The organism is Lachnospiraceae bacterium, assembly GCA_025758065.1.
In the GTDB taxonomy this organism is placed as follows: Bacteria; Bacillota; Clostridia; order Lachnospirales; family Lachnospiraceae; genus Enterocloster.
In genome coordinates this window covers 2,856,747-2,880,059 of sequence record CP107199.1, presented here as the reverse complement: position 1 = coordinate 2,880,059, position 23,313 = coordinate 2,856,747, and the positions used below count along the sequence as shown (strand labels likewise).

Genomic DNA, 23,313 nt, shown 5'->3' with positions numbered 1-23,313 from the left:
AATTTTTTGATCAATACTTTCATCTGTTTTATGTAAACTATTTATAGCCAAAAACCTTACTTTCACGTAATTCTGTTTTAATTTTTTCATAGGCTGTTTTTGTCAAAAAACGGGTGAACTCCCCACTTTTAACATTTTTGTAATTTTTTATATGTGCTATATCTTATACTCACGAATCCCGCGCATTCGCGCTCTACTGCCTGCTTACGCAGGCGATTCGTTCGTTAATGGCTTGTAAAAAACAAATGTCTGCTTGCGCAGCCGCTTGTTTTTCCCTGCGCTCATTATATCTTATACTCACGAATCCCGCGCATTCGCGCTCCACTGCCTGCTTACGCAGGCGATTCGTTCGTTAATGGCTTGTAAAAAACAAATGTCTGCTTGCGCAGGCGGAACCTTCGTTAATGGTCCAAGAAAAACAAATGCTACCTTCGGTGTCGCTTGTTTTTCTTTTGGACTCATTATATCATTTTAGCCAGATGATCCAGATGTGCCATAGTCTCCCCCACTGCAAACCACTTCTGTCCCGGTGGGAACTGGTCCCAGGAAAGACCTCTCATGGACCAGGATAAATGTCCTGCAAGTTCGTATGCATTTGCCCCAGGATATACATCTATAGCCTTTTTAAGCTCTGTAAGCCGTCTTTCATGATGAGCTAAAAGTTCATCGATCCTTGTGGCAAGATTCCCTTTCACGCCTCTGTGGGCCGGAAATACTGCCTGTACCGGAAGATTTCTCAAACGTTTCAGACTTTCCAGATAATCCCCCAGTGAGTCCTCTACCTCCGGCCAGCTTGTAATATTAGGTGAGATATCAAACAATACATGATCACCGGAAAACAATAATTGCTGCTCTGGCAGATATAAGACCATATGTCCCGGCGTATGTCCCGGCGTGCAGAAAGCTTTTACCTCATATTCACCGACCATAAAAGATGCGTTATCTTCCACAGGATTTACCGGATATCCAGGTCTGGCACTGTAGGCACTTCCCTGATTTTCCGTGACCTGTCGTTTTAACAGTTCATCAGGGAAACCTTCTCTGCGAAAACGCGGAAACAATGTCTCAAAAGCTGTCTTTTCCAGCCGCTTCTGATAACTGATCTCTCTTTTACTCATGTAGACCGGAATTCCCTTATTTACAAAATCCCACACAAGCCCCGTATGATCAGAATGCAGATGAGTTAAAAACAGGGATGTCTTTGACAGATCAAGGCCCAGCTCACTGATCCCATCCCACAAGGCTTTCCTGCACTCTTCCCTGCGAAAACCTGTATCGATCACAAGAGCCTGTTCTTTTGTCCGCAGAACATAAACATTTAACCCCTTTAATGGATTTTCCGGTAATGGTACCAGAATCCGGAAAATATCCGGTGAACCCCAAAGCTGCTCTATCATCATAAGTAATCCCCTTTCATGCATATACATTTTTAACATACTCTTTTTTACGCACTGCTTTTTTAGATTACCAACAAAATCCGGCTGTGTCTATGCTGTATCCATAAGCTCCTTTCAGATGTACTCTAACAAAAAAAGCCTCAGACAATGATATCCTCACCGTCTGAAGCTTTTTTACAGTTATCTTTTTTGATTACAGAATAACCTTCACAGGGCACTTTTCTGCGCACTTTCCGCAGTTTGTACACTTCTCATAATCAATCACTGCAAGGTTGTTATCCATATGGATAGCGTCAGATTCACACTGCTTGGTACATAAAGTACAGCCGATACATCCGGCCTGACATGCAGCCTTTACATCTTTGCCCTTGTCATGGCTGCTGCACTGTACTAAATGCTCTGCATTGTAAGGAACGATCTGGATCAGTCCCTTTGGACAGGTAGCAACACACTTGCCGCAGGCTACGCACTTCTCCTTGTCTACAACAGCTACGCCGTCTACAACATGGATCGCATCAAACTGACATGCCTTTACGCAGGAGCCAAAACCGGTACAGCCGTAGCTGCAGGCCTTAGGACCACCGGCAGGCACTACAGATGCCTTTGCACAGTCATCAATACCGTCGTAGTTGTAAAGAGTCTTAACCTTGTCACAGGATCCTTTACAACGTACAAATGCAACCTTCTTCTCTGCTGCTCCTGCAGATACGCCAAGGATAGCAGCGATCTTTTCGCCTACAGGTGCTCCACCTACAGGACATGCATTTGCAGGAGCTTTTCCCTCTGCAATTGCCTTTGCCAATGCGTCACAGCCTGCGAAACCGCAGCCGCCGCAGTTATTTCCAGGAAGTTCCTCACGGATAGCTACTTCCTTTTCATCTACTTCTACCTTAAACTTCTCACCGAAAAGTCCAAGACCGATTCCTACGATCAAACCTGCCACTGCAATAACAGCAGCAGCGATCAAAATTGCTGTCATGTTCATCTTCGTCTCCTCCTTCTACAGTAATCCGGAAAATCCGAAAAATGCGATTGCCATAAGGCCTGCAGTTACCAGTACGATAGGAGATCCCTGGAAGTTGTATGGGATATCATTTCCTTCAATACGCTCACGGATACCGGCAAGGAGTACGATAGAAACAGTGTAACCAATAGCAGTTGCAACACCGTTTACTACGCTCTGAGCGAAGTTATAGCTATTCTGTACGTTAGTAAGGGCAACACCTAATACTGCACAGTTCGTTGTGATCAATGGAAGGAATACACCTAATGCATTGTACAGGGAAACCATACATTTCTTTAAGAACATTTCTACAATCTGTACCAGAGCCGCAATTACAAGGATAAAGACAATGGTCTTCAGATAATCCAGTCCTAATGGATCCAGGACGAACTGATAGATCAGACTTGCAACAACGGAAGCGATGGTGATAACGAAGATAACCGCACCGCCCATACCTGCTGCTGTCTCTACCTTTTTGGATACGCCGACGAAGGAACAGATGCCTAAAAACTGGCTTAATACCACGTTGCTCACAAATGCGGAGCTAATGGCAATAACAAGTAACTCTTTCATCCGTTTCTACCTCCTATTCTTCCGTCTCTTCTTTTGCTTCTGCACAGCTTGCGCAATCACCGCAGCAAGCCTTCTTAGCTTTCTTGCCCTTAGCAGAACCATTGGTCGCACATGGCATCTTTAACTTGTTCTGTAATGCAGTTAAGCATGCCAAGACAAAGAATGCGCCAGGTGCCAGGATAAAGATGGAAATAGGCTGATAGGAAGCAGGCATGACAGTCACACCAAAGACAGTACCTGCACCTAAAATCTCACGGACAGCACCGATACAAACAAGAGCAACGGTAAATCCAAGGCCCATGCCTGCTCCGTCAAATGCAGAAATGACCGGTTTGTTCTTCATAGCAAATGCCTCTGCACGGCCTAAGATAACGCAGTTTACAACGATCAGAGGAATGTAAATACCCAGTGCGCTGTAAAGATCTGGTGTAAAGCCTTCCATCAACATATCTACGATGGTTACCAGGGAAGCAACAACTACGATCTCACCTGGAAGACGGACTCTTCCCGGGATGATGCTTCTCATCAGGGAGATAATAAAATTTGCTGCTACTAATACTACAGTAGAGGAAAGTCCCATACCAAGACCATTCATAGCAGATGTAGTAACAGCCAGTGTAGGACACAGACCTAACATCTGAACGAAGATAGGATTTTCTTTCCATATACCATTATAAAGACGTTCTGTATACTTGTTCATTTCTTACACCTCCTACTTTCCAACGCAGTTTTCCACAAAGTAAATAGCTGCATTTGTGGCACCGGTTACTGCCTTGGAAGTATAGGTAGCGCCGCTGATGGCCTGAATCTGGTTATCAGCTGTTGCGTCTGTCTTTGTTACTTCCAGTTTCTGTGCTTTCATTCCGTTAAACTGATCCTTGAAGGCCGGTTCTTTTGCTTTCATACCAAGACCAGGAGTCTCGCTGATGCTTAAGAAGCCAAGACCAGTCAGATTTCCTTCAGAAGTGATACCTACAGAGATCTGTACCAGGCCATTGTAGCCTTCTGTAGAACTTGCAGTGATCAGATATCCAAGAACAGAACCATCTTCTGCTTCTGCAACCTGTGCATCATCAACAGATACATTTCCAAAGCCCTGAGCCAGGATCTCATCTGCAGATGCGGCTACTGCTGCTGTCAGTTCATCGGTCTGTTCAAATTTTGCTGCTTCCGGGAATACTTCTTTATAAGTTTTGGTAGCTGCTGCCAGCTGAGCCTTTGCAATCGGATCTAATGTTACTTCGTGAACTGCCCCCAGGCAAAGTCCTGCGATCAGAGTGATCACAAACAGGATTGCAGCATCTTTTAAAATTCCTTTCATGCCTTCTTTGCCTCCTTTCCAAATGCTTTTGGAAGGGTCACACGTTCGATCATCGGTACAAACAGGTTGCTTAAAATGATCGCATAGGAAACACCTTCAGGAGAAGCACCCCACAGACGGAAGATACCGGTTAAAAGTCCTAAAACAACACCGAATACGACCTGTCCCATTGGAGTGATCGGGCTGGTCACATAATCAGTTGCCATAAAGAAAGCACCAAAGATAAGACCACCGCCGCATACCTGGCAGAGTACATAATTTACATCAAAACCACCAAAAATGAATACAAATACTGCAACTGTTCCAATATAGATCACCGGGATCCTCCAGGAAATAACCTTGCGTACTAACAGGTAAATACCGCCGACCAGAAGAGCGATGGTGGAAACCTCACCAATAGTACCCGGGATACGTCCGATAAACATAGAAGCCAGATCTACACTCTGTCCGGCACGCATAGCTGCCAGAGGAGTTGCTCCAGAAACACTGTCAAATCCCAGTCTTGCAGATGAAAAGTTATTCATCATGCCTGCAAAGGAGATCAGCAGGAAGCATCTTGCAGCCAGAGCCGGGTTCATAAAGTTCTGTCCCAGTCCGCCGTAAAGCTGCTTTACAACAATGATCGCAAAGATACCGCCCAGTGCAGGTACCCATACAGGGATCTGAGGAGGCATGTTCAGTGCCAGGATCATACCTGTAACAAGAGCACTTCCGTCTGCAATGGTGATAGGCTTATGCATCAGTTTTTCGTAAACATATTCACTTGCCACACAAACTGCTGATGTGATCAGAAGTACAAGCAGTGCGTGGAAGCCAAAGTTATATACACCGAAAGCTGCTGCCGGGATCATGGCGATCACCACGTCAAGCATCAGGTTCTGTGTATTCACACTGCATCTCACATGAGGAGATGAAGATACGTTTAATAATTTATTCATAGCTTTTGTCCCCTCCTAGCCTTTCTTCCTGCGGTTAGCCGCAACCGTTTTACGCATTTCCTTAAACGCCTGGGTCAGAGGACGTCTTGCAGGACAGATATATGTACAGCTTCCGCATTCCATACATTCCATACCATTGATCTTTTCAAAGGTCTCACAGTCATGGTTCATAGCTGCCTTCATCATCATAACCGGTACGATATGGCTTGGGCAGACACTTACGCAGCGTCCGCAGCGGATACATGCAGTTGGTTCAAAAGCTGCTACCTGGTCTTTTGTGAAGCAGGTCAGGGCGGAAGAAGTCTTGCATACAGGCACATCTACAGTAAACAGCGCCTGTCCCATCATAGGACCGCCGGAAATGATCTTCTCAGGCTCAGTTTTGAAACCGCCTGCTGCTTCGATCAGTTCCTGATAGTTGGTTCCCAGTTTTACGCTAAAGTTCTGGGGCTGCGCCACAGCATCACCTGTAATAGTAATGATCTTTCTCATTAATGGAGTAGACTTGCATACAGCCATATAAATAGCTGCAACTGTATCTACGTTATCTACGATACAGCCTGCATCTGCCGGCAGCATGGAAGAATTTACCTTGCGTCCTGTTACAGCGTAAATGATAGAACGCTCACCACCCTGAGGATACTTGGTAAGTAACGGACAGACAGTGATCTTTGGTTCATCCTTTACCATCTCAGTCAGTTTTTTAATAGCTTCCGGCTTGTTGTTTTCGATTGCGATCACGCCCTTTGCGTTATCAAACAGCTGTAACATAACTTTCAGACCGCCTACGATCTTTTCAGGCTCTTCGATCAGCATGCGATAATCGCTGGTCAGATATGGCTCGCACTCTGCACCATTTACAATAACGTAATCAATAGCGTTCTCATCCTTTGGAGTCAGCTTTACGTGAGTTGGGAAGCCTGCGCCTCCTAAACCTACGATTCCTGCCTCTTTTACGATAGAACGGATCTCATCTTTTGAAAGTGTGGATGGATCCCTGTCCTCTCCTACCCCTTCTACTGTTTCGTACTCACCATCGTTTTCTACGATGATGGAAGGTACCATTGCGCCATTTACCATACGTCTTGGTTCGATTGCCTTAACAGTACCGGATACAGAACAGATCACATTTGCTGAAATGAATCCACCGGCTTCCCCGATCTTCTGTCCAGCAAGAACCCTGTCACCCTTTGCCACTAGTGGTTTTGCAGGTGCTCCTATATGTTGAGACATAGGAAATACCAGTTCGCCCTTTGGCAGAAGGACCTGGATCGGTTTGTTTTCTGACAATTCTTTTCCTTCATACGGATGAATGCCGCCTTTAAAAGTCGCCAAACCCATGGTTTCTTCCCCTCTTTCTTTCTTTTTGATTTCTTTTGTTCAATAGTCCCTAATTAGTGGGACCATAACAGCCATTTTTGAGTATAACATACTTTAACTTTGTATACAATATGAAAAGTTATCGTTATTTTTTTAATAATTATGTTAATTTTTTAATAATGTTGTTAGTCTTGTCTAACTTCTTTTTTGTCAAACAGAAACTCTGATATTGCACCTGTATAAAGTTCTTTTTTCTTAAAAAAGCCCTGATGAGTACCTCCCTTTATAAGAACCAACTGGCTGTCCGGGATACATTTTGCTATAAACCGGGTGTGGGACTCCTTGATCAGGTCATGGGTCCCAGCCATTAAAAGGACCGGTACTGTGATCCTTTTTAACCGTTCTTCTGTAAGATAAGGTGAATGAAGGATAAGTCCGCTTAAAAACTGTTCTTTTTTACACCATTTTCCAATTCTCCCATCAGGTTTTATGCTCTCCATAGCTTTCGCCCACCAAAAGCGCATTCTTTCCATAAAAAGCATAGGAGCGATAAGTCCATCAGGCAGTGCGTTGGCGCTGACTGCTATGATCTTAAACGTCCGGTCCGGATGATCTGCAGCAAACTCCAAAGCTGTATTTGCCCCGTCAGAAAATCCCAGGATCACTGCCTTTTCTATTTTTAAATGATCTAACAGACGGACCACATCTTCTGCCATATCTGCTGCTGCAGTATGCCTTTTGTCACTGCTATTTTGCAGTTTCCCTTTTTTTCCTACAGTAATTTTCAAAGCAGCGGTCTTTAAAGCAGCAGCTTTCAGTACCGATCTTCCATGGCCTCTGCTGTCCATGGCGATCACCAGGCATCCCGCACCTGTCAGCATCTTTATATAAGAATCATCACATGCGTCACTGGCGCGTCCTCCATATGCACGGTATAAAAAATCCCGGTGAGTGCCCCTGTTCCCATGAAGGAGTACCACCGGAAGTCTGTTTTTTCCCTGTGTATCACATTTTTTCCCGTATGTTTTATAATATAATGTTCCCGCAGGCATGTTGATATAGCCTGCGGTCGACCTTATCTCATCTGTTTCTTTTTGGATCTCACTCATGGTCTTTTTTCGCCTCTGTTTCCTTTTCCCCGGCTCTGTAACCTTTTTGAAGTTCTGCTATTTTCTGCTTCTCAGGCATTTTTTTATGTACCGGCAGCTTTACCCACTGAAAGAAATCCAGGATTCCATGGGGATTCTGAATCTTTACCACTGCATAAAACATATCAGGAGAAGGGATCTTTGGCAGGTAAGCATAATAGGATGGTTCCCACACCGTTGGACTGTACTTTTCTTTCGCCCGGTAAAGATCTTTAAAACCGTAACATTGGTTTAAATGTTCATAGACAAATTCCAAAAGCTTTTCCATAAAACCGGCATTTTCTTCTTTTAAGCCTGCAAGAGGCGCTACACCCAGACTTGCATACTCCACACCTTCTTCTTTAAATACCTGAAAAGCCTCATACATGATCAGCTCCATTACGCCGCCCGGTGCTTTATTTCCATGGCGTGTCATATCTGCCATATATCCGTTCTTTCCAAGAAACGGCACAAAAACAATATAGGCTGCCATTCTGCCGCTTTCATCCACTGCATAAAAATACCGCCGGTCCATGGGATTATCCAGTCCTAAAGTACCCATGGTAAATTTCAGCATGGAGCTTTTTTTGCCCTGCAGCCATTCATCTGTAATACGGTTAAATTCTGCCTCTAACGCCCTATCTTTCTTTTCCAGTATTTTATACTCCCTGACAATAATACCCGCTTTTTTCGCATGGTTGATGTTCATGCGCATCTTAGCGCCCTTCTTGCCGCTGATCTCATAGTCAGACAGCTTAAACCTCGCCTCTTCCCCGCATTTTACAGTCCCAAAGCCCTGTCTCTTATATTCTCCCAGAAAATGATCTGTAATGCTTATAATAAACAGCTTATGGGCACTTTTTAGGCAGAATTCCTTAAATTCATCCAGAAGCTTTGGAAAATCCTCATCTTTACAAACCGGGTCACCATTGACCACCACTGTATCGCCAACGATCCCATAGGGAATGACCCCATCCACCTGTTTTCCAAAATAGAGGATCTTGTCATCTTCCAGAGTCAGATAGGAGCAGGGATTCTGGCTGTAAAGATTTAATAAGGTTCTGGCATGCTGCAGATCCGATGCTGTTTTTCCGGGATTTTCCATCCATGGACGGAATACATGGATCACCGCTGCCAGAATACAGATCCAGCTGAAGAAAAATACCAGCTGCTCAAAATGCCCTGCAAACTCTCCTGGGTAAAATCCATCTCCCATGCCAAAAAGCATTCCCAGCCCGGCTATAAGACTCTCCGAAAAAGATACAGTTCCCTTTCCCATAGCCAGATTCATATAATGGCGGGTGATGACCGCATTCACTGACACACCCATCAAAGATAAAAGCGCAAAGCCAAAGGCCTGTTTCAGGGACCTTTTAGAAGCCGGGCTGCAAAAATCCTTCCTGCACCATAAAAGGATCAGAAAAATGCATGCCTGAACAAGTATAAATATGTTTCCCTTCCCAGGGCCTGTATGCACTATCTCTCCCAGTCCCCTCAAAAGGCTTAGTGTTAATACAGCCATGGTCATTTCCCAGGCTGCTTTCTTTCGTTTCATCAGCTGCAAAGAAAGCACCAGCAGCATTGCTGCAAAGGCTCTCTCCACCATACGGTTCATTTCCAGATAGGAGCGTACCTTTTCTGACATGGCATAAGAAGGCAACAGACTGGCTGCAAGTAAGACAAAAGCCGCTGCTCCTAATAATAATATGGTTCCATTTTCAAGTCGTATCTTTGTCTGTCTGTTCACAGAAACCACCCTCTTTTTATCACACTGCCCATCCGGCAGTACTATTCTCTGCTGAGAGAAAAATCATCTCTGCAGATTTGCCGCTTTAGACTCCATAACTCTTTGGATCTCATTTTCTGTTACCAGATTAAAATCTCTCTGGATCATCAGCTTTAATACACTGGCTGAAATAGAAAAATCGATCAATTCCTGAGGTTCAAACTCTCTTACAAGACTATGCAGCAATGCACCCGCAAAAGCATCACCTGCTCCTACTGCCTCAAAGCTGTGTACTTTGTGTACCGGACTTTCGTAAAATACACCGTCCTTTAAATAAATCCCCAACCAGTCACCGTCTTCTGCTGTATACATATTGCGAAGAACACTGGCAACTGCCTTACAGCCCGGATAACGGCTCTGGATCTCTTTCATGCCTGCTTTGTAGCTGTCAATCTGGTCAATTCCTTTGGAAATATCCCCGTCATATGCGTGGATACCCAGAGATGACTCAAAATCCTCGTCATTGGCAATGCATAATGTTACATAGTTCATCAGCTCACCCATAACAGACTGTGCTTTCTTAATCCCCCACATTTTTGAACGGTAATTTAGGTCGCAGACTGTTTCGATACCATGAGTTTTACAGTATTTTAAGGCTTCTAAAACTGTTTCTGCCACAGATTCACTGACTGCAGGTGTTACACCGGAGAAATAAAAAATATCTGTATCCTTTAATATCTCATCCCAGTGAAACTCTTCCGCCTTTGATAAGGCAAGAGCACTTCCTTCTCTGTCATAAACTACATTGGTCGGCCGGATATCCGTTCCTTTTTCAAAGAAATAGATCCCCAGCCTGGAACCTCCAACCACCACTTTGGAGGTGTCCACACCGTACCTGCGCATTTCATTTAAAGCAGCTGTGCCAACAGAATTATCCGGCAGCTTAGTCACAAAGGATACCGGATCCTTAAGCACTGCCAGAGAAACCGCCACATTGGCCTCTGCGCCTCCGTAGCTTGCCTCAAACCCATCTGTCTGCACGATCCTCAGATGTTCCGGTGTTTTTAAACGGAGCATGATCTCACCAAATGTTACTGTTTTTTTCATGGCCTGCTCTCCTCTATCATCTTTAAAATATCATCTTTTGTAAGTTCTCCAAAGGAAATACCACCCTTTGACACGATCTGGTCTGCCAGATCCTTTTTTGCTTCCTGAAGCTTTAAGATATTTTCCTCAATGGTATCACTGGTGATCAGCTTGTATACCATTACCTGCTTTTCCTGGCCGATCCTGTGGGTACGGTCTGTTGCCTGGTTCTGGGCTGCCACATTCCACCATGGATCATAATGGATCACAATATCTGCTGCTGTCAGGTTTAATCCCGTTCCTCCTGCTTTCAGGCTGATAAGAAATACAGGCACCTCATTCTGGTGGAAACGGGATACCATCTGAATACGTTCTTCTTTCGGCGTTGCTCCCGTCAGCTTATAACATTCAATGCCATCCTTTTTTAGCTGCTCTTCGATCAGATCCAGCATAGATGTAAACTGGGAGAACAATAAGATTTTATGCTCCCCTTCCACACCGGTGCGGATCAGATCCATACAGGTCTTAAGCTTGGCAGAACCAGCTTTATAATTTCCATAACAAAGCCTGGGATCACAGCAGATCTGGCGCAGACGCATCAGATCCGATAAGATCTGCAGCTTTTCTGCTCCTTTAAAGTCATCGGATTCCAGTTTTTCCTTTAATAAAATGGCATTGGCTGTATACAGTTTTTTCTGCTCTTCCTCCAAGGTAGAATACACCACTTTTTCCAGCTTATCCGGAAGCTCTTTTAATACATCCTTCTTTACCCTTCGCAGGATAAAAGGTCCGATCAGCCCCTTTAACCGCTCTAAAGCCTGCTCATTCCTTTCTTTTGTGATAGGAATCTCATATTCCCTGCGAAAATACTGGTTTCCAAACAAAAATCCAGGCATCAGAAAATCAAAAATACTCCAAAGCTCTCCCAGACGGTTTTCAATTGGCGTACCTGTCAGTGCAAAACGTGAGCGTACATTAACTGCCTTTACAGAACGGGCGCTCTGGGTGGCAGCATTTTTTATATACTGGGCTTCATCAATGATCTGGAATCGGAAATCAATTCCTTCATAATTTGCAATATCTCTTTTTAACAGGTCATAGGAGGTGATCAGGACCTGACAGCCCAGACCACCTTCTTTGATGCTTTGCAGCAGTTCCATTCTCTGCGGGCCAGTTCCCACCACTGACTGTACCTTCAGATCCGGAGCAAATTTCTGTATCTCCTGTTCCCAGTTAAAGACCAAGGAAGCCGGACAGACTACAAGACTTGGTGCCTTTTCCCCACTGATGTAGGCATCTTCAAACAGGGCGATCACCTGAATGGTCTTTCCAAGACCCATATCATCAGCTAAAATACCGCCAAAACCACATTTATCCAATGTTTTCATCCATCGGAATCCCATTTTCTGGTATTCTCTTAAAACGTTTTCAAAACGGGCCGGAACCGGCTCATCACTGTCTTCTACTGCCTTTACTGCACGGACCATTGCCTTAAACAGCTGGTCTCTGTAATAGGTAATGCCCGGACCTTCTTTTAAAATATGGTCCAGATACAAGGCTCTGTACGCAGGCAGACGGATCGTACCGCTTTGCAGATCTTTTTTGCTGATTCCAAGCTCTCCTGCCAGCTTTGTAAGGGTAAACATTCCCCCTTTATCCAGCATTAAAAATTGTCCGCTCTTTAAGCGGTAATACTTCTTTTTCTGGCTGTAGGCAGCCAGGATACGGCCCAGTTCCTCCTTTGGAAACTCTCCCATATCTACAGTCAGCTCCAGCCAGCCTGTATAAGCGCTGACACCGGCGGATACAGTAGGTGTTTCCATAATTTTCCAGTTTTTCATGGACTCTGACAGGTATACATCTCCCATGCTGCGAAACTCTTCCATTCCCTTATCAAGAAGGTGATACAAAGCTTTTTCATCTTCTTTTAATACAAGGCGCCCATCTTTTGGGTCCCTGTATTTAAAATATTTCCGTATCACCTGGCTGATCTTAAACTCTCCCGGCACATCACGGCAGATAGCTGAAGGAAGATTTTCATCTTCTACAGGATGGAATGTATACTCACCATAGGACAAAAGCGGTTCCATGTATAAAATGCCCTTTTCGTCAGCATCAAAACGAAACACCGCCTTTAAAGGCTCCATTTTATATTCTTCCAGATCCACGTTTTCCTGCTGCATAAGGCTGTATGGTTTTAAAGTTTTAAGCACACGTTCATATAAAAGAGGAATATCCTTGGCCCCCGCCTGTATCTTGTATTCCCGGTCTCTGGTGATCTGCTCTAAGAAGGTTCCTGCCGCCTGACTGAAATGATGGGAACAGCAACAGACAGTCTTTTCCGTTACAATATAAATGCGGCGCTCACCCCTGAAAAAGGCAAGGACCGGTTCTGTAACACTTCCTTCTTCTGTACATACCCCCTTTAATACAGCTTCCACACCATCTCTTCCATATTTACTGATGCAGATCACCAGCTTAGGGTCTTTTTTCTGCACTTTAAGAGATGACCGGATACCTCCCGGAAGCTGCACCTCCAGTTCTTCCTGTTCTAAAACCTCAAAAAAGCGGTCTCTGTTCATACGGCTAAGGGTGATCTCCCTTTGTGACTTCTGTCCTTCCGTCAGGCTCATGACCAGGGATAATAATCCCCTGCTTTCCGGGCAAAAAGAACTTCCCTGATGGTGAAATGCCAGCTCTTTTCCATATTCCACATAAGCACCCATGGTCACTGCGTCAGAAAATTCTCCCAGATCTCTCACTGCATACATTTTTTCACGGCCTACTTTAAATTCCAGATGTACATCCCTGCCATTTAAGAGCACCGTCGGCACCAGTTTTACCTGGCTTCCCTCTTCTTCCTCTAAAATACGGGCTACCTCCTGATTGGTGTACTCGCGGATCATAGTATGGACCTGGGAAGAACTATGTACCAGAGGCTTGGACATTTCTGCCTGATATTCTTTATAATACGCAAAAAGGGCCTCCCCATGGGCGCAGATGCCCCTGTAAGAATTCCCTTTTTCACAGGTACAGGAATAGTCCTTTACCTGTCCGTTTTTCAGATATAACTTTGTTTTAAAGGTGTGGGCCTGATCTTCCACCAGACCCACTACGCCAGCTTCGCCTTTCCAGAAACTGTTTGCATCCATTTTGACGATTTTCATGACGTTGATCTACCCCTTCTTTACATCCGCTCCGGAGCCTCAATTCCCAGAAGTCCGATGCAGATCTCCAGTGTTCTTCTGGTCAATGTGATCAGGCCAATATAGCTGTCTTTTACTGACGGATCTTCTTCTGAGAGGATCTTTGTATCATGGTAAAAGCTGTTAAACGCATTGGCCAGCTCATAAATATACTGACAGATCTTATGAGGCGCTGTCTCTGCAAAGCCATTTTCGATCACTTCATTGTACTTGGAAAGCTGAAGCATCAGTGCCTTCTCAGAAACGCCCTTTGCAGGAAGGATCTTCTTTTCTACACCTTTTTCTGTTACCTGTCTGCCATTTTCCTTATATTTATTTAAAATGGACTTGATGCGGACGATGGTATAAAGGATGTATGGGCCTGTATTTCCCTCAAAGGAGATAAAGCGGTCAGTATCAAAGATATAATCCTTGGAAGCCTGATTTGACAGATCGCCGTATTTTAATGCTGCAAGACCTACGATCTTTGCTGTCTCTTTTGCTTCCTCCTCAGATACCGTGCGGTTTTCCATGATCCTCTGGTAAACAGCCTCATCAATATCTGCGATCAGCTTCTCAAGACGCATAACACCGCCTTCTCTTGTCTTAAAAGGCTTTCCGTCCTTGCCATTCATAGTACCGAAGCCTAAAAATACCATCTGGGTCTCAGGCTTAACAATACCTGCTTTCTTTGCAACGCGGAATACCTGCTCAAAATGCATAGCCTGACGCTTATCTACTACATAAATATAGCGATCCGGCTTAAAGTCTTCCTCGCGCTCTACAATGGTAGCAAGGTCAGAAGTTGCATATAAAGAAGCTCCGTCTGACTTACGGATCAGGCATGGAGGGATCTCCTTGGTATCGCCTTCTTCTGCCACATCTACAACTAAGGCTCCCTGGCTTTCATGTACCAGTCCCTGAGCCTCTAAGGTATCTATCATCTTCTGGATGTATGGTTCTGCATCGCTTTCGCCTTTCCACAGGTCAAAATCTACATTCAGATTGGAATAGTTCTTCTTAAGATCAGCTACAGACACATTCATAATGTGCTTCCAAATAGCCCTGAACGGAGGATAACCCTTCTGAAGCTTTAAGGTTGCCTGATGGGCACGCTCTTTAAACGCCTCATCCACCTTTGACTTACCGCTGGCAGCCGGATAGATCTCCTCTAACTCGCTGATGGTAAAAGGTGCCTCAGCCGGATATTCTCCTGTATAATTTTCATCAAAATATGGCAGCTCAGGCTTGCGGTCACGGAGTTCCTCAATAATAAGGCCCATCTGCAGTCCCCAGTCACCTAAATGCACATCACCAATCACATTGTGGCCCAGGAAACGTCCCATACGTTTTACGCTTTCACCGATAACAGCAGAACGTAAATGTCCTACATGAAGAGGTTTTGCCACATTGGCACCGCCAAAGTCTACGATAATCGTTTCTTTTTTTGCAGGCTCTTCCAGTCCCAGCTTCTCATCTGCTGCCATGCCGTTCATATAGTCAGCTAAAAAGCTTTCAGAAAGCTTTAAGTTGATAAAACCAGGCATCACTGCTACGATCTGGGAAAATACAGGACTTGCATTTTCTCCTGTAAGCTGCTCTACCACTGCATTTGCAATATCAATAGGTTTCTTTTTATATGCCTTGGCAGCTGCCATAGCACCGTTGCACTGATATTCGCACAGATCCGGGCGGTTGGATAAAACCACTTTTGCGAACTTTTCTTCATAGCCGCAGGCTGCAAATGCTGCTTTCAGTTCCTGCTCCAGAACTTCCAGAATCTTTTTCACAATTATTTCTCCTTGTATTCTTCTCTCTCATATACGAAAATCGCTCCGGCAGTCTGCCGGAGCAATCTTTTACTTTTTATCTAAGCAATCTGCTTATACACGGGACAGATATTCGCCGGTTCTGGTATCGATCTTGATCTTATCACCTGTGTTTACGAATAACGGAACACTTACAGTAGCTCCGGTCTCAACAGTTGCTGGCTTGCTTGCGCCGGTTGCTGTATCACCCTTAAAGCCTGGTTCTGTATCAGTGATCTCCAGCTCTACAAACAGAGGTGGCTCTACAGAGAATACATTTCCGTTGTAAGAACAAACTTTACAGATCTCATTCTCTTTAACAAATTTTAATGCATCACCGATGATGTCCTTATTTAATGCTAACTGCTCGTAGTTCTCTACGTTCATGAAGTTATACAGATCTCCATCCTCATACAGATACTGCATATCTACACGGTCGATTCTTGCTGCCGGGAACTTCTCGGTTGGACGGAAAGTACGCTCAACAACACCGCCGTTGATAACATTTTTTAATTTAGTACGCACGAAAGCAGCGCCCTTGCCTGGCTTAACATGCTGGAATTCAAGGATCTGAACAACCTGTCCATCAATTTCCAGTGTAATTCCGTTTCTAAAATCGCCTGCTGATATCATAAAGATATTCCTCCTTAAGTTCGTTCAGGATGCTGCCTGCATCCTCTAATTTCTCTCTAATCTTTTTTATTTTATACTATGTATTATGGTTTTTCAAGTTCTTTTTTCGTATTTACAGCTGATTTACACTATTTATGTGCTTCCTGGTAGATTTCTTCTGCAATATCCTCTAAAGAACGATCATTTACATCCACTGCCATATGTGCTGCTTTTAAATATAATGGCCGCCGCTCATCCAGTAAGCTTCTGATCCGTGCCGGCACATCATCACTGTGAAGCATAGGACGGCTGGACACATCTGCCCCGATACGCTTGTAAACAGTCTCCGGTGAAACATCCAGATATACCACCAGTCCAAGCTTCTTTAAAAGCTCTCTGTTTTCCTCTCTTAAAGGAAGACCGCCGCCTACAGAGATCACTGCTCCATCAGTTGTCTTCAACAGCTTTTCCAGACACTGTGTCTCTAACTTTCTAAAGACTTCCTCTCCCTTGTCTGCGAAGATCCTGGAAATAGCCATACCGGCTTCTTTTTCAATCTCCTGGTCTGTGTCAATAAAAGGCATGTGATAATGGGATGCATAAAACCGGCCAGCACTTGTCTTTCCCGCTCCCATAAATCCAGTAAAGATCACATTGTTCTTTCTTGTATTTCCATGTAAATGATCTAAGATCATTTCACGTACTGTATCAATCGTATCTTTGTCCACCTTTACATCCGGATTCCACAGTTCATAGGCGATCAGTCCCTGATACAGAAGCATATCCAGACCGTTGATGGCTTTTCCGCCTGCCTCCTGTACCATTTTCATAAATTTCGTGCAGGAAGGTGTGTATACAATGTCCACTGCTGTATGGATCAGCTTATAAAAGTCCGTATCTTCTATAATAACATCCTCTGTATGGGGATGCATACCTACACTGGTGGACTGGACCGCAAGATATCCTTTTTCATTTTGGGGAATCTGGCCATACTCTTCAAGCTTTAAAGGAATAAGTACTTCCCGCCCTGCAAGCCCGTTGATATAATCTGCCAGGGCTGCAGCTTTCTCCAGGCTGCGGTTTAAGATATAAACAACTGCCGCACCGGACTTTGCAAGGATATAAGCAGCTGCCTTGGCTGCGCCTCCCGCCCCCAGCAGAATACATTTTTCTCCTGTAATAGAGATACCAGCCTCATCCATAACCCGTTTCAGGCCGGCACCGTCAGTATTATATCCCTTGTAACCATGCTCTGTGCGCACCAGCGTATTCACAGCTCCAATAGCCAGGGCATCTTCGTCAATAGCCTCTAAGCATTTCATCACATCCTGTTTGTGGGGAACGGTGACATTGATCCCCTGGATATTTAATGCAAATGCTCCTTTTACTGCCATTTCTACAGTTCCCCGGTTTACATGAAAAGGAACATACACCAGATCCTTTCCAGTGCGTCTGGCATAAAAGTTATGCATAAGAGGTGACATGGAGTGCTCCACAGGATCTCCTATCACCCCATATACTTTTGTTCTTCCATCCATTATACTCTCTCCTGCTGTCTCTTTCTTCTTTTCAGGACTTTTCCTATTATCCTTCCTGTATCTATCCCTTTTTCAGGCTTTTCCTGTAACAATACAGGACTGGCTTTTCCAGATAGCGTTTTAAAACGATCTGTATCTCTTCTTTTGGGTTAATAGGCTTTACCAGGACGGTCTGTATTCCCAGCCAGTTGGCACCCAAGATATCTGTAAAAAGCTGATCTCCTACAAACAAAGTGGTCTTTATATCTGTGCCCATAATCCCCATAGCCTTTTTATAGCCTTTGGCTCCCGGTTTCCCACCTTTATAAATATAAGGGCTTTTTACCTGGTCTGCAAAGGACTTCACCCTCGGTTCTTTATTATTAGAGAGAAGGCAGGTCTTAAGACCCAGCTCTTTCAAATGTTCAAATAATTTTATGGCTCTCTCATCTGCCGGTGCCCCATGGGGAACTAATGTATTATCGATATCGTAAATGATCCCCTGGATTCCCATTTTTTTCCAGTTTTCATAAGGAATAACATAAGAGGAATCCTCTATTTTACCGGGATAAAAACATTGAAACATACTAAATTCTACTTTCTTTTAGATTCACTTTTTCAGAAGTTTTCCTAACTCTTCCATAAAGGTACTTACATCCTTAAACTCCCTGTAAACAGAAGCAAAACGCACATACGCCACCTCATCTACACTTTTCAACTTATCCATGACCAGTTCCCCGATCACGGAAGTAGAGATTTCCTTCTCTTCCCTGTTAAAGATCTGGTTTTCGATCTCATCGATCATGGTACTGATCTGACGTGGGGATACAGGACGTTTATGGCAGGAATGAAGAATACCCGCTTCAATTTTTGAGCGGTCATAGACTTCTCTGGATTCATCTTTTTTAATCACCATAAGGGGCATGGTCTCTAATTTTTCATAAGTGGTAAAACGCTTGCCGCAACGTTCACACTGACGACGTCTGCGAATAGAACTGTTGTCATCTGCCGGACGGGAATCGATCACTTTGGTATCTGCTTCATTACAGTACGGGCACTTCATAAATGCTGCACATCCTTTCTCTTATGATGTACTCCACCATTCCAGGAACACATCTTGTAATGATGAGTTTATTTTAACCGAAAGCCCCCTCAAGCGCAAGATTTTTGTTATAATTTCCCATGTTTTTCCATATCCGTTCCCCAGTCTACGTAAATAACTGTACGGATCACGTAGGATGCGGATTTGAGTGTGCAGGTCTAAAAACGCAGGCGTAGTGGGCTACGCTGAGGCTTTTAGGCCTGTGCAATCAGATTCGCAGATAAGTGAGTAGTATAGTTATTTCGAAAACGATGTACTAGTGTACCGGCAAATTGATTTCTAAAGCAATATATTTCCAAGTCTGATCCATTTTTATGAGTCAAACTTTGGATTTAGTTCAATAAGGTCCGAAAGGGCTCACCCATGTATAAACGCATTCACGGCAATTTTGTTCATTTTGCTCCGCCGCCGATCAGGCAGGTCTCCGGCAAACTCGCTCACTGCGTTCGCTCAAACAGTGCCTCCAACCTGCCAGCTATGCTCACAAAATGGACAAAATTGCCTGCCGAATGCTTATTATACATGGGTGAGCCCTTTCTACTGTATTGGATAGGTCACATAAAAAATGCCGTACTTAAATACAATCCCCCATCTACATGAAAACTGCTTATTGGTTTGCTCCTACATTTTTTATTGCCAATAACGTAGAAAGCCGCCGGTACACATGACAGAATAAGCATTTGTTTGAAAATCCGTGAGTGGGCGCACATAGCGTCAGAACGGAGAACCACTGTTTGAGCACGCAAAGCGTGCGAGTTTGGTTCGCAGTTCTGACAATAGGCGACGCAAGCCCACAAACAAAGGATTTTCTCCCAAATGCGCATCTGTCATGTGTACCGGTGGCTTTCGGACCTTAGTCAACAATATCCGAATTCGTTTTATTGTCCAAAGCTAAAAGAATCAGAACACTCTTGGAAACACGTGCTGAAAGTTTATTGTCTTTGCTCATAGCTAAAAGTTTTTCTTTCTCTTCCTAGCTGAGAGAAACAGAATATTGAGTAGGACGTCCCATATAATTTTCCTTCTTTCGTAAATTGAGTGGGATAATTATATGATATCACGTATTGATTTAGAAATCAATTTGTTAGTACACTAGTACATCGTTTCGTAAATAACTGTACTGATCACGTAGGATGTGGATTTGAATATGCAGGAAAATATAGACAAGGTCTGTTTTTATGTCTTATAATACAGATAATAAAATGATGTTGGAATCAAAGGAGAATAATAAACATGGAGCATACCACTGTTGTTTCTGTAAGAAATATAGTCTTAGGAGAAGGTATACCAAAGATATGTATTCCACTTGTAAGCACCAGTTTCCCTGCACTTTTAAATGATATGAAAAGAGCATTGGAATACGGTGCCGATCTCATAGAATGGAGAACTGACTGGATGGAGGATATTTTTAAAGAGGGATATCTAGAAGAGATCCTTCCTACCATCCGGAAAGCTGCCGGTAACACTCCTCTTCTTTTTACATTCCGGACAAAAAAGGAAGGCGGCAACATGGCTGCCAGTCTTTTACAATATAAGGATCTGGTTAAAAAGGCGATCTGCTCCAGTCTGGTGGATCTGGTGGATATTGAGCTGTTTTCTGGCCGGGAAGGGGTTGAAGAACTGGTCGCCCTTGCGAAAGAAAAGAATGTAAAAACTATTTTTTCCAACCATGATTTCTTTAAGACTCCTTCTGAAAATGAGATTCTTTCCATATTAAAGCAAATGGAAGAAGCTGGTGCTCATATTGCAAAGATCGCTGTTATGCCAACATGTACAGAAGATGTACTTACTCTTCTTTCTGCCACCTGCAAAGCAAAAAAAGAACTTTCCTGTCCTGTTATCACTATGTCTATGGCGAAAGCCGGACTGATCAGCCGCTTAAGCGGGGAAGTATTTGGCTCCTGTCTTACCTTTGGCGCTGCCGGAAATGTTTCCGCACCTGGGCAGATCAATGCCTTAAAGCTTCGTTCTGTACTGGAAATACTCCATGAAAACAGCTGATGCTTTTTTCATTTTCACCGATCACCTTGACTGCCTGACCGGGAATTTTACCTGTTCACACACTTTTCACATTTTACACAACTTTTTCTCACATTTTTTCAGTACATTTATTTATGTTAAAAGCGAATGCTTTTCATACAACTTTTTCTCACAAATGGGCCGGCAGGTGAAAACCTGCCGGCCACTCCTCATTTATGGAACTGTTACTGCTTTATCTCTGTTAATATTTTATCTTTGTTAATGTTTTATCTCTGTTTGGCTTTGTATCTTAACACTTCTTATCTGGCTTTTCTTTATCCTTCTCTTTAAAGCTTACCAGGATAATATCACTTCCGATCTGGCATACATCGCAAAAGGGGATCACATATTCCTTTTCTCTTCCTAAAAATCCGCAGATACACCCAGGTCCCGGCACTACCAAGTCTGTGATACAGCCGGTTTTTTCATCAAACTCTACGTCACCTACATAGCCTAAACGGGCGCAGTCTTTTATGTTAATAACTTCCTTTTGCTTTAGATCATAGATCCTTATGGGTATCGGCCCCTTTTTTCCTCTTATTGGTAAATATATTGGTAAAAGTATAAAAAAAGAACTCTGTCCTGCACTTACGTGCAGGGCAAAGTTCTTGATCAAACATCTTTACAGTCTGTCTAAACAGGATGGGCCTATTAGCAGCACAGATCCACGATGACCTGTGCAAAGATCTTTGCACTGTCAACCAGTTCCTTTACTACTGCAAATTCGTCTGCACCATGCATGCGGTTGTCAGTTCCGGGCATGGAGCATCCAAAGGCAACACCATTTTTCAGACTGTGTACATAAGTACCGCCGCCTGTGTACTGGCAGCTTCCCTTAAGACCTGTATACTCTTCATAAGCCTTTAATAAAGTACGCACAAAATGAGAATCACCATCTACATAATGAGGTGCTCTCATATGCTCAGCCAACAGTTCGATGCCTTCCTCTGCCATACGTGCCTTTGCTACCTTTAATGCATTTTCTTCATTTGCACAGATCGGTGCACGGCAGTCAAATACACCGTCTAAGTGCTCTGCATCTACCTGGAGCATATCAAAGGCCAGTGTCAGTTCTCCAGAAACCTCATCACTCATGGCAATGCCAACTGCATTTCCACGGGTATCTCCATGAGGGAACAGCTTTACAAGTCCCTTAACCGCATCCATCTGTGGACAGGAAGCTAATGGGAGCTTTGTGATCAGCATCAGCAGTGCAGTTAACGCATTCTTTCCTTCTTCCGGAGTAGATGCATGGGCGCCTTCTCCTTCTGCTGTGATCAGAATGCCTTCTTCACAGCCTTCAAGGGTAAATGTAACCTCTGTTTCTTTTGTAACAGCTGCTGCAGTTTCATTTAACGCAGTATCATCTACACCGGCTACTACTGCTTTTGCTTTTCCAGGAACTACATTGCTCTTAAGACCTGCATCGATCTTAACCAGCTTTGGCATAGCATCAGACTTCTCAAAAGAAGCTGCAAAATGACCTGGAAGACGTCCCTTTTCCACGTTGATCACAGGGAATTCTGCATCTGGTGAAAATGTCATAGGAGCTTCTTTTTCCTGCTTGTAATAAACAGCGATATCAGAACTGCCGCATTCTTCATCTGTGCCTAAGATCAGGCGGACATTTTTCTTTACCGGAAGTCCCAGTTCTTTTACAGCGCGCATTGCATAAAGAGCTGCAACAGCCGGTCCTTTGTCATCTGCAGTGCCGCGGCCATAAAGCTTTCCGTCTTTAATAACTGGCTCAAAAGGCTCAGTCACAGTCCAGCCTTCCCCTGCAGGCACTACATCCAGGTGGGCCAGGATATCAAGCTGTGCTTCCTTGTCATTTAGATCTGCTGTTCCTACATAGTTGTCATAATTGCGGACAGAAAAACCATAATTTTCCATCATGGTAAGAGCTGTCTGTAATACCTCAAATGGGCCTTCGCCAAATGGTTTTCCCTCTGTGTAAGGCATTTTTTCACTATTGATCCGGCAGAGAGTGCAAATATCTTCGATCATCTGGTCCTTGTGGGAATCAATATATTCTTCGATTTCTTTTCTGTACATGACTTTCTCCTGTTCTTTTTTGCAATCCAGCCATGACATCTGCATGGCCAGACTATTTTTTATTTACTCTGCTATTACTTCAGCATAGCACCAAGAGTTTCGTTTACAACCTTACCATCTGCTTTTCCCTTTACCTTTGGCATCAGCACCTTCATAATAGCGCCTTTATCCTTTGGTGCAGGATTTTCGATTCCCAGCTCTTTTAATACACCATCGATCACTTCCCTGATCTGGTCTACAGACATGTCTTCCGGAGCAAATTCCTTGTAAACAGCCAGACGTGCCCCTGCCTCTTCACGGATATCATCTCTGTCAGCTGGAGCCATATCATAAGTCTCCTGTGTCTGACGGATCTCTTTTTTAACGATTGCATCCTCTTCTGCCTCTGTAAGGGGCTCTCTCTTGTCAATCTCTGCGTTCTTTAAAGCGGATAATAACATGGAAAGGGAATCCTTTCTTGCCTTATCCTTTGCCTTCATAGCCTGTACCATAGCTGCTCTTACTACATCGATCTTGCTCATTTT

Annotated in this window: 20 protein-coding genes; 1 reads left to right on the top strand and 19 read right to left on the bottom strand. The window is 43.9% G+C overall.

Annotation, left to right across the window (positions count from 1 at the left end; genetic code table 11):
- Positions 1-461: 461 nt before the first annotated feature.
- The 16 genes from OGM16_13400 to nrdR all read right to left on the bottom strand — a co-directional run bounded on the left by OGM16_13400 (position 462) and on the right by nrdR (position 18,676).
- On the bottom strand, positions 462-1,400 hold the full coding sequence (locus OGM16_13400; GenBank protein ID UYJ45792.1) for an MBL fold metallo-hydrolase: 939 nt from the start codon (positions 1,398-1,400) through the stop codon (positions 462-464).
- 190 nt (positions 1,401-1,590) lie between these two features.
- On the bottom strand, positions 1,591-2,382 hold the full coding sequence (locus OGM16_13395; protein ID UYJ45791.1) for an RnfABCDGE type electron transport complex subunit B: 792 nt from the start codon (positions 2,380-2,382) through the stop codon (positions 1,591-1,593).
- 15 nt (positions 2,383-2,397) lie between these two features.
- Complete coding sequence (locus OGM16_13390) at positions 2,398-2,973, bottom strand: RnfABCDGE type electron transport complex subunit A (GenBank protein ID UYJ45790.1); 576 nt, start codon at positions 2,971-2,973, stop codon at positions 2,398-2,400.
- Positions 2,974-2,986: 13 nt separating this feature from the next.
- Positions 2,987-3,673: an electron transport complex subunit E gene (locus OGM16_13385; protein ID UYJ45789.1), complete on the bottom strand. Its 687-nt coding sequence runs from the start codon at positions 3,671-3,673 to the stop codon at positions 2,987-2,989.
- 12 nt (positions 3,674-3,685) lie between these two features.
- A complete protein-coding gene (locus OGM16_13380; GenBank protein UYJ45788.1) occupies positions 3,686-4,294 on the bottom strand; it encodes an FMN-binding protein in 609 nt (202 codons plus the stop codon).
- Entirely contained in the window at positions 4,291-5,232 is a 942-nt protein-coding gene (locus OGM16_13375) for an RnfABCDGE type electron transport complex subunit D (protein UYJ45787.1), read from the bottom strand. The genes OGM16_13380 and OGM16_13375 overlap by 4 nt, the downstream gene beginning before the upstream one ends.
- 15 nt (positions 5,233-5,247) lie before the next feature.
- Positions 5,248-6,573, bottom strand: a complete 1,326-nt coding sequence (gene rsxC / locus OGM16_13370) for an electron transport complex subunit RsxC (protein ID UYJ45786.1) — start codon at positions 6,571-6,573, stop codon at positions 5,248-5,250.
- A 164-nt stretch (positions 6,574-6,737) separates the two neighbouring features.
- Complete coding sequence (locus OGM16_13365) at positions 6,738-7,661, bottom strand: alpha/beta hydrolase (protein ID UYJ45785.1); 924 nt, start codon at positions 7,659-7,661, stop codon at positions 6,738-6,740.
- Positions 7,654-9,426, bottom strand: a complete 1,773-nt coding sequence (locus OGM16_13360) for a phosphatidylglycerol lysyltransferase domain-containing protein (GenBank protein ID UYJ45784.1) — start codon at positions 9,424-9,426, stop codon at positions 7,654-7,656. Before OGM16_13360 ends, OGM16_13365 begins: the two co-directional genes overlap by 8 nt.
- Positions 9,427-9,489: 63 nt before the next feature.
- Positions 9,490-10,512: a sugar kinase gene (locus OGM16_13355; GenBank protein ID UYJ45783.1), complete on the bottom strand. Its 1,023-nt coding sequence runs from the start codon at positions 10,510-10,512 to the stop codon at positions 9,490-9,492.
- Entirely contained in the window at positions 10,509-13,658 is a 3,150-nt protein-coding gene (locus OGM16_13350) for a DEAD/DEAH box helicase (GenBank protein UYJ45782.1), read from the bottom strand. Before OGM16_13350 ends, OGM16_13355 begins: the two co-directional genes overlap by 4 nt.
- A 20-nt stretch (positions 13,659-13,678) precedes the next feature.
- Positions 13,679-15,466 (bottom strand): arginine--tRNA ligase, encoded by a 1,788-nt coding sequence (gene argS / locus OGM16_13345; GenBank protein ID UYJ45781.1) that lies wholly within the window; start codon positions 15,464-15,466, stop codon positions 13,679-13,681.
- Between the two features lie 93 nt (positions 15,467-15,559).
- Positions 15,560-16,117, bottom strand: coding sequence for an elongation factor P (gene efp, locus OGM16_13340; protein ID UYJ45780.1), 558 nt, complete (start codon positions 16,115-16,117; stop codon positions 15,560-15,562).
- Positions 16,118-16,245: 128 nt separating this feature from the next.
- Complete coding sequence (gene aroE / locus OGM16_13335; GenBank protein ID UYJ45779.1) at positions 16,246-17,634, bottom strand: shikimate dehydrogenase; 1,389 nt, start codon at positions 17,632-17,634, stop codon at positions 16,246-16,248.
- Positions 17,635-17,695: 61 nt separating this feature from the next.
- Complete coding sequence (locus OGM16_13330; protein ID UYJ45778.1) at positions 17,696-18,199, bottom strand: YqeG family HAD IIIA-type phosphatase; 504 nt, start codon at positions 18,197-18,199, stop codon at positions 17,696-17,698.
- A gap of 24 nt (positions 18,200-18,223) precedes the next feature.
- Positions 18,224-18,676 (bottom strand): transcriptional regulator NrdR, encoded by a 453-nt coding sequence (gene nrdR / locus OGM16_13325; GenBank protein UYJ45777.1) that lies wholly within the window; start codon positions 18,674-18,676, stop codon positions 18,224-18,226.
- Positions 18,677-19,948: 1,272 nt separating this feature from the next.
- Between nrdR and aroD the strand changes: the two genes are divergently transcribed.
- Positions 19,949-20,716: a type I 3-dehydroquinate dehydratase gene (gene aroD, locus OGM16_13320; protein ID UYJ45776.1), complete on the top strand. Its 768-nt coding sequence runs from the start codon at positions 19,949-19,951 to the stop codon at positions 20,714-20,716.
- Positions 20,717-20,984: 268 nt separating this feature from the next.
- Here aroD and OGM16_13315 read toward each other — a convergent pair whose 3' ends face one another.
- The 3 genes from OGM16_13315 to OGM16_13305 all read right to left on the bottom strand — a co-directional run bounded on the left by OGM16_13315 (position 20,985) and on the right by OGM16_13305 (position 23,310).
- Positions 20,985-21,248: a YlmC/YmxH family sporulation protein gene (locus OGM16_13315; protein UYJ48467.1), complete on the bottom strand. Its 264-nt coding sequence runs from the start codon at positions 21,246-21,248 to the stop codon at positions 20,985-20,987.
- A 137-nt stretch (positions 21,249-21,385) separates the two neighbouring features.
- Positions 21,386-22,789, bottom strand: coding sequence for a dipeptidase PepV (pepV, locus tag OGM16_13310; protein UYJ45775.1), 1,404 nt, complete (start codon positions 22,787-22,789; stop codon positions 21,386-21,388).
- A 74-nt stretch (positions 22,790-22,863) separates the two neighbouring features.
- Positions 22,864-23,310 carry a GatB/YqeY domain-containing protein gene (locus OGM16_13305; GenBank protein UYJ45774.1) on the bottom strand — a complete coding sequence of 149 codons (447 nt, stop codon included), beginning with the start codon at positions 23,308-23,310 and terminating at the stop codon, positions 22,864-22,866.
- Positions 23,311-23,313: the final 3 nt, after the last annotated feature.